Source organism: Vibrio sp. 2130-1, from assembly GCF_033339515.1.
Window position 1 is genome coordinate 88,575 of sequence record NZ_JAWOUT010000008.1, and the last position, 14,267, is coordinate 102,841.

The window sequence follows — 14,267 nt, forward strand, 5'->3', positions numbered from 1 at the left end:
AAGGAGATTGAATACATGCATATTAGTCCTGATTAACGATGGTTAACAGGTCGATTTCTGCAAATAATTTGCCTATTTCTACAAAATTAATGCTCTTGAGCTAGAAAGTTAAAGTCGAGAGGAAGTATAGTGCTCGAAACGATAATAGAGACCAAACTCGTTGGTCATTGATGGAGCGCTCTAATGCACACTCTCGCAGATATCATGCAGCAATATGTTGAAAAGCAGGGGCTGCATGACCTAGAAGGTATGAAGAAAACAGCGATAGATGGCGTATGGTTTTATCGCAGTAGCAAAGGGAATCATCGCCAGCCGTTTGTCTATCAGTCCGGCATCATCGTATTGGGTCAAGGGCATAAGAACATTCATATTGGTGATACACCAGTGCAATATGGGCCCGATGATTACCTTGTTGTCGGGGTTCCCATGCCACTAGAGTGCGAAGCGTTTGCGACAAACAATGAGCCTTTACTTGGCATTTCGATAGATATTTCGCCAACGCTTCTTCATAAACTCGTTAAAAAATTAGAGGGTGAGAAATTCAGTAATAAGTGTCTGGATGCGACCCGTTGCGGCCTTAAGTCGGTACGTATGAATGAAGGTATGTTGGATGCGTGCAAGCGGTTAATGAAAGCAATGTGTGACGAGCTTGATGTCATCATGCTTGGCGAGCTGCTTCTTGAGGAAATTGTGTATCGTACTTTGGTGAGCAAAGAGGGGTATGTTTTATTTGACCTAGCACATCAAGAAGGTTCTTACGCGAGGGTAGCTAAAGCACTAAATCGTGTACATCAAGCGTATCACGAACAGTTGAACGTACAAGCATTGGCTGAAGAAGCCAACATGAGTGTGTCTGCTTTCCATCAAGCATTTCGCAATGTCACGCTTGAATCTCCGTTGCAATATATTAAGAAAGTTCGACTTAACAAAGCGCGCGAATTGATCCAGTTAGAGGGGCGACGTGTTAATGATGCAGCGAGAATGGTTGGGTACACGAGCCCATCACAGTTTAGTCGCGAGTACAAGCGGCATTTTAATGAAACGCCAAGGTCAACAAAGGCTTAGTGATCTTTATTTCAAAATGGCGACTTTTTTTACCTTTTTTATTAATTTGCGAGTGACATATTTATTTAAGTTATAAAATTAGTTACTGGTGCCAAATAATAGGTACGTTGTTGCAATCATTTAGTGGATTGTTGCGAGGCGGTGTGGAAAACTCGTAAATAGATAGTGTGAAATCACCAACTTGTACTTAAGTTATTTTACGTCGAAATAAAAGTATAGATGCGCTTCGTTTAGCGCATTTAGTATTGTTTTAACAATAACTTAAGGAAGAGCGATTATGCACCTTAAAAACGGCAACGCAGTGAAAAACGTGTTCACACTAAGCACACTCACCGCTTCTTGTCTTATGGCCTTCAATAGCTACGCAGCAGTTGACTGTGCCCCTCTAGAAACTTGGCAATCATCAAAAGTTTATAACGGTGGCGACCAAGTTCAGCATGAAGGTAATGCTTATAAAGCGCGTTACTGGACGCAAAACAACAATCCAGCGCAATCTGGTGAGTGGGGCGAGTGGGAAACACTTGGCGCTTGTGATGGCACTGGACCGGTTGATCCACCTCAGAATGAAGTCCCGACGGTTACTCTGACATCGCCTTCTGCGTCGGCTTCTGTGACTGCGGGTGATGTTGTTAACCTAGCTGCAGATGCGGCAGATACTGATGGGACTGTTAGCAAAGTAGAGTTTTTTGTTGATGGTGTATTAGTTGGTCAGGCAACGTCTGCGCCGTATGCTGCATCGTGGACAGCAACTGAAGGACAGCACGAGTTCTCTACCAAGGCCTATGACGATGCAGGTGCCGTTAGTACGGCAAGTGTTGTGACGTTAACTGTGGCATCAGCGCAACCTGGTAACGAAGCGCCGACAGTGGATGTCGCGCTTTCTGCGACCTCTATTGACCTGGGTGGTTCCGTCACACTGACTGCAAATGCTACGGATGCGGATGGTACCGTTTCTAAAGTTGATTTTTATGTTGCAGGTGTACTTGCTGGCACTGCTACAGCAGCGCCATACACGCTGGATGTAACCCCTTCACAAGCTGGCTCATTAAGTGTTTATGCGAGAGCTACCGATGATGCTGGAGCAACAGCAGATTCTGCACTTGCGACGTTAACGGTAAACGGCGGCGCAGTGACATCTAATTGTCGTCCTGATGGTCTTTATCAAACAACGGGTGTAGATGTTCCTTACTGTTCTATTTATGACGAAGAAGGCCGTGAGAAAATGGGGGCTGATCACCCACGTCGTGTAATCGGCTACTTCACCAGTTGGCGAGCAGGTGACGACCCACAATCGACTTACCTTGTTAAAGACATTCCTTGGGAACAACTTACTCACATTAACTACGCGTTTGTGAGCATTGGTTCTGACGGCAAAGTAAACGTTGGCGACGTTAATGATCCTAACAACCCTGCTACAGGTAAAACTTGGCCAGGCGTTGAGGTAGATCCTGCTCTTGGTTTTAAAGGTCATTTTGGTGCACTAGCAACTTACAAGCAAAAACATGATGTTAAAACGCTAATCTCGATTGGTGGTTGGGCTGAAACGGGCGGTCACTTCGATACGAACGGCGATCGTGTAGCTGATGGTGGCTTCTACACCATGACGACGAATGCGGACGGTTCTATTAATCATGCTGGTATTGAGAAGTTCGCAACTTCTGCCGTTGAAATGATGCGTCAGTACAAGTTCGATGGCCTGGATATCGACTATGAATACCCGACGTCAATGGCTGGTGCTGGTAACCCTTACGACAAAGACTTCATGGAACCACGTCGTCAGTATTTATGGGCGTCTTACCAAGAGCTGATGAAAGTATTGCGTGAGAAACTTGATGCGGCATCCGCACAAGATGGTATTCATTATATGCTGACTATCGCAGCACCATCTTCAGGTTACTTGCTACGTGGGATGGAAACCTTCGATGTAACTAAGTACCTAGACTACGTAAACATCATGTCTTACGACTTGCATGGGGCTTGGAATGATCACGTTGGTCATAACGCGGCTTTATTCGATACAGGTAAAGACTCGGAGCTAGCGCAGTGGAACGTATACGGTACTGCTGCATACGGTGGTATCGGTTACTTGAACACAGACTGGGCTTACCATTACTTCCGTGGTTCTATGCCAGCAGGTCGTATCAACATTGGTGTTCCTTACTACACCCGTGGTTGGCAAGGTGTTACTGGTGGCGAAAATGGCCTTTGGGGCCGAGCGGCACTACCAAACCAAGCAGAGTGCCAACCGGGCACAGGTGAAGGTGAGAAGAACAACTGTGGTCACGGCGCTATTGGTATCGACAACATGTGGCATGATACCGACCCTAAAGGAAACGAAATGGGCGCTGGTTCTAACCCAATGTGGCATGCTAAGAACCTAGAAAGCGGTATTTGGGGCTCTTACGCAGCTGCTTACGGTCTTGACCCTGTCAACGATCCTTCAGATAAGTTTGTTGGTACTTATACTCGTCATTACGATAGCGTTGCTGTGGCACCTTGGCTGTGGAACGCAGAGAAGAGCGTATTCCTATCTACGGAAGATAAAGCTTCTATCGAGGTGAAAGCCGATTACGTTATCGATAAAGAGATCGGCGGTATCATGTTCTGGGAACTAGCAGGTGACTACAACTGTTACGTACTGGATGCAAATGGTAGTCGTACGGCAGTAGATGCAACTGAACAAGCTTGTGCGGCGGGTAATGGTGAATACCACATGGGTAACACTATGACCAAAGCTATCTACGACAAGTTTAAGTCTGCGACGCCTTACGGTAACAAAGTAGCGACTGGTCCAACACCAACTGAAGCAGTAGACATTACTGTTAGTGTTGGCGGCTTCAAAGTTGGCGACCAAAACTACCCAATTAACCCGAAAATCACGTTTACGAACAACACTGGTCAAGCGATCCCTGGCGGTACTGAATTCCAATTCGATATCCCAGTATCTGCGCCGGACAACGCGAAAGACCAATCAGGTGGTGGTTTGAAAGTGATTGCTTCTGGACATACTCGAGCAAACAACATTGGTGGCTTAGATGGCGTAATGCACCGTGTGTCGTTCTCTCTACCAGCATGGAAAGACTTGCCAGCGGGCGGCACTTACGAGCTTGATATGGTTTACTACCTACCAATCTCTGGTCCGGCTAACTACTCAGTGATTTCTGGTGGTAAAGAGTTTGCGTTTAAGTTTGAACAGCCAGCTCTACCAATTGGTGATCTCAATGCGGGCACGGGTGGTGGTAGCACTGAACCAGGTACGTGTGATACGACAGGTTTAGTGACATACCCAGCTCTGCCACAAACGGATTGGGCAGGTAATCCAAGCCACGCTAACCAAGGTGATAAGATCATCCACAACGGTGTGGTTTACCAAGCGAACTGGTGGACAGCGGCTGAACCGGGTACAGATGGTAGCTGGTCAACGGTATGTAACATCTAATTATTATGGATTATTTATTATAGCCTAATGTTTACAGGCACTTAAACAAAAGCGTACGATGATTATCGTGCGCTTTTTTGTTGTGATAGTTTGTCGTTTAATCGAATTGGTAACTTTCGGGTATGACGACAATACCTTTGTCTGAGATTTTAAATCGCTTCGCATCTTCAAGTTTGTTGATGCCAATTTGAGTATGTGGCGGAATACGAACATGTTTATCAACTATGCAGTTTACCAACTGACTTCCTTCACCAACTTCTACGTCATCAAAAATGATGGAATCGACTACCGTTGCACTATCTTGAATGCGTACGTTAGAGGAGATTATGGAGTGCTGTACTGAGCCTCCGGAATTGATGACACCGGTAGCAATGATGGAGTTAATAAAAATACCTTCATTACCCGTAGCCGACGATACAGTACGAGCTGGTGGAAACTGCGGCTCGTAAGTACGAATCGCCCAATTAGACTGATAAAGGTTCATTGGCGGCACAGGTTCTAGTAGATCCATATTCGCTTCATAGAAGGAATCAATGGTACCTACGTCGCGCCAATAGCAATCTTTATCGACGCGCCCTTTACTACCACAGAATTGATAAGCGTAAACGGATTCCGTATCAATCAGCTTAGGTATGATGTCTTTTCCGAAGTCATGGCTTGATGAATCGAGTTTTGAGTCTTCTTCAAGCGCTTCTTTCAAAACATCCATATCAAAGATATATATTCCCATGGAAACAAGGCTTCTGGTCGCGCTTCCAGGAAGGGTAGGTGGGGTTTCAGGTTTCTCTATAAACGAAGTAACGAGCCCGTTTTCTGCGGTGCCCATTACACCGAATGCTGAAGCATCCTCTACGGGAACATCCATACAGGCAACGGTGAGCTTAGCACCTTTCTCTTTATGCTCTTCAAGCATTGCAGCGTAGTCCATTCGATAGATATGATCGCCGGATAACACAACCACATACTTTGCATCATTTCGCGATAGCAACCACATGTTGTGATAAATCGCATCGGCGGTTCCTTCATACCATGCACCACCTTTGCGCATTTGTGGTGGAACAGCAGTAATGTACTCGCCTAGCTCTGGATTGAATATCGACCAGCCGTCTCGTAAGTGTTTTTGAAGTGAATGAGATTTATATTGGGTTAAAACAAGGATCTTGCGTAAACCCGAATGTAAACAATTGGTTAGTGTGAAATCTATAATTCTATATTTTCCGCCAAAAGGTACGGCTGGCTTGGTTCTGTCATCGGTGAGTGGGCTGAGTCTAGACCCCATCCCTCCTGCTAAAATTACGGCGAGTGCGTCTTCCATAATATTCCCTTTCCCTTTTCTGACATGCATCAAAACGGTGCTAACCTGAAGGAGGTGGTATGCAACGCAGAGGTTTTGAAAAGCATGTGCTAATGTGCTTATTAGTGAAAAGTCTACTACAAGAATCGAGCCATAGAATATCTCCTTAAAAATCAAGGAGGTTAAAATTTCACTGTAAGACAACTGCACCATATTAGTGAAGCGCTAAATAGCCCGTGCATCAAATTGGCGCAAAATTGTAGAAAGGAGAGGTCAACAAGTATGGATTTACAATGTAAAGTGGCGACAAAACAAGAAGATAAATAGGGTTTTCTAGCTTAATAACTATGGCTAAACAAGGTTTAGGGTTAGCGTTTTAACTCTAAAGGTCTAAAACAGGCGCGTTGATGTAAGGCAAGAGAGCTTTGTATCAACAATTCAAGAGTAGAAGGCCTGAGACAACTCTTTTCACAGTTGTTGAGAGTGAGTGGATAGGTAAGTAGACCACTCACTTAATGAATATGCTCACTTCACTGATAGCGATACGTTATCACTGCACTAAGAGAGACCGATGATATTTCCTTCATCATCAAGATCTAAATTCATAAATGCGGGTTTATCAGGTAAGCCTGGCATCGTCATCACGGTACCAGATAATGCATAAACGAATCCTGCGCCCGCACACAAGCGCAGCTCGCGGATTGGGACGGTAAAACCAGTTGGTGCGCCTTTGACTGCGGAGTCTGTGGTTATCGATAGTGGTGTCTTCGCGATGCAAACCGCTAAGTTGTTAAAGCCTAATTGCTCAAAATGTTTGAGCTGTTCAGTCGCGATAGGAGTCATTTCTATATTGGTTGCTCCATAGCCCGCTTCACATACTGCCATGAGCTTTTCGAGTAATGATTGCTCTTTGTTGTATAACGGACAAAACTCTACAGGCGTGGTACACGCATCAATAACATGTTGAGCTAGTTCCGTTGCGCCTTGTCCGCCTTGCGAAAAAGCGGTGCTGATGGCTACTTTAACTTCTGGATTAAATTGGTGAATCAGCTCTTCAAGAGCTTTAAGCTCTTTCACACAATCTTGTGGAAACTGGTTAATGGCAACGACAGCAGGTAAACCGTATTTATGAACGTTATTTATGTGCCATTTTAAATTTTCAAACCCAGCCTCCAATGCTGCTTGGTCCGGATTAAAAATGGAATCTGGAATAGCCATACCTGGCCGTAAATCGTAGTGTCCAGAATTCGCTTTGAGGCCGCGTAATGTTGCTACGATCACTACACAGTCAGGAGCTTTGTTGGCGGCAGCAGCTTTAATGTTACACGCTTTCTCAAATCCCATATCCGAACCAAAACCGGCTTCAGTTACCGTGTAACCTGACAGTTTTAGCGCAATATCGTCCGCGATAATGGATGAATTTCCATGGGCGATGTTTGCAAATGGACCTGCATGGATCAACGTAGGAACACCTTCTAGAGTTTGCATCAGTGTTGGTGCAATCGCCTCTTTTAGTGTTACTGCCATTGCTCCTGCAACTTGTAGATCTTCCGTGGTGACCGGGTTTCCGTTCAAATCGTACGCTACGACAATTTTCCCGATACGTTGGCGTAAATCTTTTAAATCTTTGGCTAGTGCAATGATAGCCATTAACTCAGAAGCGGCTGAAATATCGAACCCTTCGTCACGCTCGAAACCATTGATGGTTTTTCCTGCATCATTGAGGCCAATTTTGACTTTACGTAGTGCACGATCATTATGGTCCATCACTCGTTTCCAAGTAATACTTGCCGTGTCGATTTTAAGTGCTCTTAACCCGGTGCGTGATTCAAAGGCATCATAACCCTCGCGTTGTTCATGGAACAAGCGAGCGTCAAGAGCGGCTGAAGCAAGGTTGTGCGCCGCTGTCACTGCGTGAATGTCACCAGTAAGGTGTAAGTTTAACTCTTCCATTGGAGCTACTTGAGAATAACCGCCGCCCGCTGCGCCACCTTTAATACCGAAGACGGGTCCCATCGAAGGTTGCCTTATACATGCAATAACAGATTGATTAAGCTTTGCTAAACCTTGCGCCAGGCCTATCGTCGTAACGGTTTTTCCTTCGCCAAGAGGAGTCGGCGTGATCGCAGTGACGAGTACAAGTTTACCGTCATCATTTGCTTTGAGTCGTTCCAAACATTTTGGGTGGACTTTGGCTTTGTGCTTCCCGTGAGTGTCATACTCTTCGGGTGATAGTCCTACTTTTTCCGCGATAACATCAATAGAAGAAAGTGGTGTGTTTCGGCAAATTTCGATATCTGACTGCATGGAGAATCCCCAAAGTGGCACTCAGGTAGCGTTGAAAAACTACCTAAGTTATAACGAGTATTATTGTGAGGCAAAGGTCTGCTTGGTGATGGTACTGTTTCGGTTAGGCTTGTAAAGAGTTTACTGCTTCGTATTGTGCGACATACTAACGAAATCTACTCGTTATAGTGCTAGATAAAAACAAAAAGGCCACCAAATGGTGACCTTGATATATTTTTAGCTTTAAAGCTGTCGTTTTAACGATCCCAATAAGTCTCTTCTAAGCTATCTTCTCGTTCAGGAAGCGCTCGCGATAGGCGAGGAGAGTGCTGCGTCAACACTTCATAGCTTACTCGGTTTGCGTATTTACAGATCTGAGAAAGCGAGGAGTAGGTTAAGCATCGTACTTCGTGCTTTTCTGAGTTAGGCACTTCTTTTTGGTGGAAAGAGTTTGCTGCCATGTCATGCAGTAAGGCTGAAAGGGCTGCATCACCTGCACCGTTAGTGTTCTTAATCTCTAGTGGTCCACCAAGGTAAGGGCCGATGTGAGAGTAGACCTTCATTGGGTTTTGACAGTCTTCTTTACGCATCGCACGACTAAACTCGTACTGGTTAAAGGCTTCGAGGGAGCTTTCAAGGATGTCGTGTGTGGTTTCTCGTTTTACTTTCTCGTCGGTGTAACCAGCCATGTACAGACCATTTGGTCCTGCCGTACACAGTACGAGATCAACCCATTCAAGTGCTTTATCAGCAGCAGCTAGCGGCTCTGTTTCACCTGTTAGCGCCGCACCTTCTTCTTCATTCATAGCGACAACAGAAATGTTTTCGCGAATGTATTCTTGCCACCACTGTGCGTTGCCTTCGATAACGTACTTCGTCCCTAACGTAAGTACAACAGGGACATCGTGCTTCTTAGCAAAGTCGATCGCTCTTTGTACCGCTTTAGGCATTGGATCTTCTTCTTTACCACGCATTAGGTAAGAAGAAACAACCAGGGCTGATGCTTTCTCAAAGATCTCTTCAGGAATGCTTTCCGGAAGTAGTTGATTCATATGACCTTCGTTGATAGCAAATGTACGCTCACCGTCTTGAGAAATTAGGGTGTAGCAGCGACCAATAGGGCCATCTACCGTTTGTAAATGGTTAAGGTTCATGCGTGAAGACGTACGGCAAAGGTAGCGGTAAGCAAAAGAACCGACTTGAATGTTCTTAGACATCACACCGAGCAAAACGGATTTGCTATCGGCTAAAACTGAGTAGTTGTGAAGAGTATTGCCAATCGTGTCACCTGGGTATTGGTGTGTGATCAGGCCTTGCTCAACCAGTTCTTCGTAAAGTGCATCTGCTTTGCTTTCTTCAAGAACGAGCGAATGTCCTTTACTCAGGTTGTATTTCTCTAAAAACGCGTCATCTACACGTGCTTCGATATCTACAATGGTTTGACCGACACCAACAATAGTTGGGCGATATAGCTTAGGTGCCTGTCGGATTTGGTTTACTAATGGATCTCGAGCGTGAGTTGGGAAGTAGTGTTTAGATTTACGCTGACCAGGAAACTTCATGCTTGTTCTTGAGTGAGAAAAAAAAGAGGCGGGATTGTATCACAAAAAAATGAAAATCGTGGCGATTTATTACAAAGAAGTCTGCTCGCTGAAAAAATCAGCGAGCTGAGTAAATAGCAACCAAAGCAGCTGCAATTTATGAGGCTTGTCGTATTGCAATGGGTTGTTTTTTAAACTTGTTGCTCAGCAGCGCCCGGAAAGAGCCTGCTCCGCGCTAACTAAATTTACCCGCGTTACTTTTTCACTTCAGTTGGCTCAACGTAAGCCTTGGTACCCCAAAGTGGGACTGTCGAAAGGCTATGCTTAAAACTACCATCGGTCTCTTTTGTTGTATAAGACAAGTAGAGTAAGGTTTGGTTATCGGCATCATAAATACGGCGAACCTTCATTGTTTTGAAGAAAATGCTTTTTGACTTCTTAAATACAATTTCACCGGACTTACTCTTATCTATTTTTGCAATCATTTCCGGTGTGATTTCGCCAGTCTGACGACATGATATTGAGCTATCACTTGGATCTGCTAAGCTGAAATCCGCTTCGATAGAGGCGATGTGACATGTGACACCTGTTACCACCTCGTCTTTCAACTCACCGACTTTGATGTCTTTCAAAGTAAACCAACCGAGCCCCACGTCAGCAACATCGTTATCTGAACAACCAACTAGAGTAGTAGCAAGCAATGCACTTAACAGCATCTTTTTCATTATTTTTGTCCTTAACTAGGAAAGATATTGATGAAATCTATCAGAGGTTTGCACCTAAAACAAAATTTAGCCACGGAAAGGTCTATGTGCGCTAGGTTTGTTGCGGGCTTCATGCTAATGTACTGCTCTAAACGAAGGTATCAAGATGAATGAACAACAGTTAGCCAGTATCGAGCGTAAAAATACATGGCTGTATGATCTGGTCGAAGTTGAATTTCCGACACCAAAGAGTTTGAAAGGGCGCGATGTCTATTTCAAAACGCTAGAAAAAGCAACGTATCAAGTAGTCGACAAAGACACATTACTGGAAAGTGACTCTGAATTTAACCCCGACGATATTTTTCTGGTCGATTTTCATCGACTGACCATTATGTTCTCTATCTTGCAATCTCAGCGCTGGGAACAGCAGCATGATAAAGATATGATCATTGAATATCTGACACAGATTATCCTCACGCCAGATTTTGAATTATATGTTGGTTTTAAATCAGGAGTCCCAATTGGTGCTGCTATTGTTAGCCATCTCGAAGGAAATACACTCATCTCTGATGTCGCTGTTTCTGAATCAAAATACAAAAGCTCGTTTGTGGCTGATCTGGCTAAAAGACTAAGCACCGAGCAAAAACTGTTAGACTCAGTGGTTATCGAAGACTAACTTACACATCAATGTGCATAAAAAGTAAAGCAAGATGACGTTGGGTGATCTTGCTTAGAAAAACTGTAATTGCTCCCTTCTATTTCCATGAAATGCCAAGCTCGTCGTTTCAACAATCCCAAACTCAAATAAGATTAATCCAAACATTCTTAAAATCAGCTTGGGCTTGAGCCTTTAAGACGTCTGGAGATGGCTATGGCAATTACCAATATTAAGTGCGTGATATTTGACTGTGATGGTACGTTGGTCGACAGCGAAAGACTGTGTTGCCAAGCGCTCGTCAACGTATTTAACCAGCATGGGGCTGCGTTAACGATGGAAGAGTGCGTTTCTCACTTTAAAGGAGGAAAGCTCGCTGACATCCTTTTAGATACTAAAGAATTGAAAGATATCAAAGTCCCAATTGATGTTTTAGAGCCGCAATACCGAGAAGAAGTCCAGTCTCTTTTTGTGCGTCACTTACAGCCGATGGATGGCGCAAAACGATTAATTCAGTTTTTGGATTCGCATAATATCGAATATTGTGTGGCGTCTAATGGACCTAAAGATAAAATTGAATACGCTTTGGAGTTAACCGGTTTACTCGATGCTTTCCGAGGGAAAGTGTTCTCGGCATTCGATGCGAATAGTTGGAAGCCTGAGCCCGATTTAATCATGTACAGTGCTATGAGCATGGGCTTTTTACCAAGTGACTGTCTTTATATTGATGACACTCCTAAAGGAGTTGAGGCGGGACTAAACGCCGGTATCAAAACGGTGCAGTTATTTAATGGTGAAGCTATCAATCGTGTTGATGACGAGCGTGTAATTCGCATCCATCATTTAGATGAATTAAAAGAGCAGCTGTGTGGCTGCTCTGTTTGACCTACTAATGGCAAACCGGACTCAAGCTGTGGATGTGCTTAAGTTTAGACTGTAGGTAAGGCGTTTGATGTAGACATTGGATAGATGAGAAGTTTTTTGTATGAAATCCGCAAGCAGCGCATGTGAATTTCTCGCCATCCGATGAAATGAGATATTCATCTCCTTGGCAGAGTGGGCAATTCAGGTTCTCTATGTCTTTTGTGTCTTTGTAATTATTCATATTGTTTTCCAGCAGCAAATTGGAATTGGCAAGATCAAGCATAGCGGAACGCTTTGTTTAAGAACATTATTTCATCCGGTACAGCGAGAACTTGAGATTCACTTCAAATATCCACTTGGATGTCGTAGGAAATATCGAAGGTAATAGTTGAACACGGTTTAAAGAAAAGGGCTCCTTAAGGAGCCCTTGTTGATCATGAGTTCCACAACGTTATGCGGTGCGGTAGCGTTGTAATATCTCACCAAGAGAAACGGAGGCTTGCGTGAGATTAGCGACGCCAGCGGTAGATTGCTCCGCCACTTCTCTGATTGTGCTTGATTGACTACGAATTTCTGAAAGTTCCGATGCAATATCGTTAGCCACTGCGCTTTGTTCTTCAGCAGATGTGGAAATCTGAATGCTCATGTCCATTAATGAGCGTGCTGACTCGGCAATAGAGGTAACATCATGGCCGATTTCATCAATAAGCTGGCTGCTGGTTTGAGCTTGCTGAACGGTTCGGTTGGTGATTGAAGCAATGTTCTGACTCTCTATTTGAAGCTTCTCAATCATGGCTTGGATCTCTACTGTTGCCTGTTGAGTTCTGCTTGCTAATGTACGTACTTCATCGGCAACCACTGCAAATCCACGACCTTGTTCACCAGCACGGGCTGCTTCGATTGCTGCGTTTAGTGCCAACAGATTAGTTTGTTCTGAAATGGCGTTAATCGTTGTGATCACGTCATTAATCTGCGTCGTATTCTCGTTTAAATTGGTTACTGACGTAGAGGCTTGTTCAATATAGCTAGATAACGTCTCTATCTCGCCAATCACGTTTTGTACACGGCTTCTGCTTAGTTCGATCTTCTGGGCATCTTGGTCTGACTGCGTCGTTGCTTGTTGAGAAATACTTGATACCTCCTTTGCAGAGGCTGTCATTTCTTCCATTGCCGTCGCGACTGAATCAAGCGTTTGATATTGATGAGATATCTGGGTTTCACTCAACTGCATATCTTTTTCGAATGCAGAAGATGTCTCGCTCAACATCGTTGCATTATTTTTAACACTATTAACCAGTTCACTTAAGGTATCCATAGACTTGTCTAGCGCACAGCCGATGGTACCGAATTCATCTCGACCTGGATGGAAACCAAGACGAGAGGTTAAGTCACCGTCACCAATTTTTTCGGTTGTTGTATATAAAACCCACAGAGCTCCTCCGATAAACGTTGCCACCCAGTAAGAGAATAGGGCAAAAGGAATAACCCATAAGAAGCTGAGTAATAGTGACGATAGAGCTGATGATTTTAACGATTCGTATTGTGTGGACACATTTTGAGTCAGCTTAATCACTTCTCCAGAATGCAACTTGGCATAAGCGGTCACAGACCCATCGACAAAAGAACTCTCGCTTACGCGGTTCGATTTCGATACGCCGTCAATTTCTGTAGCGCGGTTTGATTGAGCATCAACGATACCAGAAAGCTTCGCTTCGCTCGCCGAGATGGCTTGCTGCTCAAATTGTTGTATTTCATTGAAGTAGCGGCTTCCAGCCACTGAAGTGAGGGCTACTAAAAATAGTAGGAATATAACCCACATTTTGTCGTTGATAGACATCATGATAAACAGCCTGTCTATCGTTCTAAACTCAACTTCTCTCATTTAAAGCTCCATTAGAGATAAAAGATATTGACCAAATCTATTGCTATATCGAAACAAAATATGCGAAGTTAATCAGCAAAATATGTAACGAATACTAAATTTAGTTTAAGAAATGAGATCTAAGGACGCCTATAACAGTATGTTATATCTTTAAATTGACATGAATGTTGATAAAAGAGTCATTTCTCTAAAGTGTTAAGCGGATATGAAACTTAATTGCAATCGTTTACTTTTGATTATGCTCATAGGTTTTTAAATCTTTACTTCTCGCTGTCATGAATGTGTCATATAAAGACTATAAAAAGGAGTTGCTGATGTGGATATGGCAAGAGCCAGGCCGTCAGCAAGTAAAAGCAAGAGAGCTTAAAATAAAGGAGGTCACAATGAGCGACCAATACCAAAACGATGAGAGCCTAGAGCTGCTAGATGCGCTTGAAATTGGCATTATCTTGTCGGAATACGTTGGCTCAGACAACGAAGCCGAATAGCGGAACACTCTCATCTCGTCGTAATTGACGTTATACTAGGTTCATGTCA

At 44.0% G+C, this 14,267-nt stretch carries 10 protein-coding genes; 5 read left to right on the forward strand and 5 right to left on the reverse strand.

Translation table 11 applies throughout. The annotated features are described in order from the left end of the window. Window positions 1–183: 183 nt before the first annotated feature. Together R7Q09_RS13910 and R7Q09_RS13915 are read left to right on the forward strand one after the other, a co-directional pair. Window positions 184–1,065, forward strand: coding sequence for an AraC family transcriptional regulator (locus tag R7Q09_RS13910; RefSeq protein ID WP_017634187.1), 882 nt, complete (start codon window positions 184–186; stop codon window positions 1,063–1,065). Window positions 1,066–1,342: 277 nt separating this feature from the next. Continuing rightward, window positions 1,343–4,504 (forward strand): chitinase C-terminal domain-containing protein, encoded by a 3,162-nt coding sequence (locus tag R7Q09_RS13915; protein ID WP_318070862.1) that lies wholly within the window; start codon window positions 1,343–1,345, stop codon window positions 4,502–4,504. Between the two features lie 97 nt (window positions 4,505–4,601). Here the strand turns inward: R7Q09_RS13915 and glgC are convergent, their stop codons facing one another. The 4 genes from glgC to R7Q09_RS13935 form a co-directional block, all read right to left on the reverse strand. Next, on the reverse strand, window positions 4,602–5,819 hold the full coding sequence (gene glgC, locus R7Q09_RS13920) for a glucose-1-phosphate adenylyltransferase (RefSeq protein ID WP_033906540.1): 1,218 nt from the start codon (window positions 5,817–5,819) through the stop codon (window positions 4,602–4,604). Between the two features lie 537 nt (window positions 5,820–6,356). Then, window positions 6,357–8,105, reverse strand: a complete 1,749-nt coding sequence (locus R7Q09_RS13925) for a formate--tetrahydrofolate ligase (RefSeq protein ID WP_318070863.1) — start codon at window positions 8,103–8,105, stop codon at window positions 6,357–6,359. 236 nt (window positions 8,106–8,341) lie between these two features. Next, a complete protein-coding gene (locus tag R7Q09_RS13930) occupies window positions 8,342–9,646 on the reverse strand; it encodes an inosine/guanosine kinase (RefSeq protein ID WP_005376376.1) in 1,305 nt (434 codons plus the stop codon). 233 nt (window positions 9,647–9,879) lie between these two features. Then, complete coding sequence (locus tag R7Q09_RS13935) at window positions 9,880–10,350, reverse strand: CreA family protein (RefSeq protein ID WP_005397614.1); 471 nt, start codon at window positions 10,348–10,350, stop codon at window positions 9,880–9,882. 145 nt (window positions 10,351–10,495) lie between these two features. Between R7Q09_RS13935 and R7Q09_RS13940 the strand changes: the two genes are divergently transcribed. Beyond that, on the forward strand, window positions 10,496–11,005 hold the full coding sequence (locus R7Q09_RS13940) for a flavodoxin (protein ID WP_318070864.1): 510 nt from the start codon (window positions 10,496–10,498) through the stop codon (window positions 11,003–11,005). A gap of 195 nt (window positions 11,006–11,200) precedes the next feature. Then, the gene (locus R7Q09_RS13945; RefSeq protein WP_017634183.1) at window positions 11,201–11,869 is read left to right on the forward strand and encodes an HAD-IA family hydrolase; all 669 of its coding nucleotides are present in this window, start codon (window positions 11,201–11,203) and stop codon (window positions 11,867–11,869) included. 430 nt (window positions 11,870–12,299) lie between these two features. Here R7Q09_RS13945 and R7Q09_RS13950 read toward each other — a convergent pair whose 3' ends face one another. After that, entirely contained in the window at window positions 12,300–13,730 is a 1,431-nt protein-coding gene (locus tag R7Q09_RS13950; RefSeq protein WP_318070865.1) for a methyl-accepting chemotaxis protein, read from the reverse strand. Window positions 13,731–14,044: 314 nt separating this feature from the next. Between R7Q09_RS13950 and R7Q09_RS13955 the strand changes: the two genes are divergently transcribed. Then, the gene (locus R7Q09_RS13955; protein WP_017820948.1) at window positions 14,045–14,218 is read left to right on the forward strand and encodes a hypothetical protein; all 174 of its coding nucleotides are present in this window, start codon (window positions 14,045–14,047) and stop codon (window positions 14,216–14,218) included. Window positions 14,219–14,267: the final 49 nt, after the last annotated feature.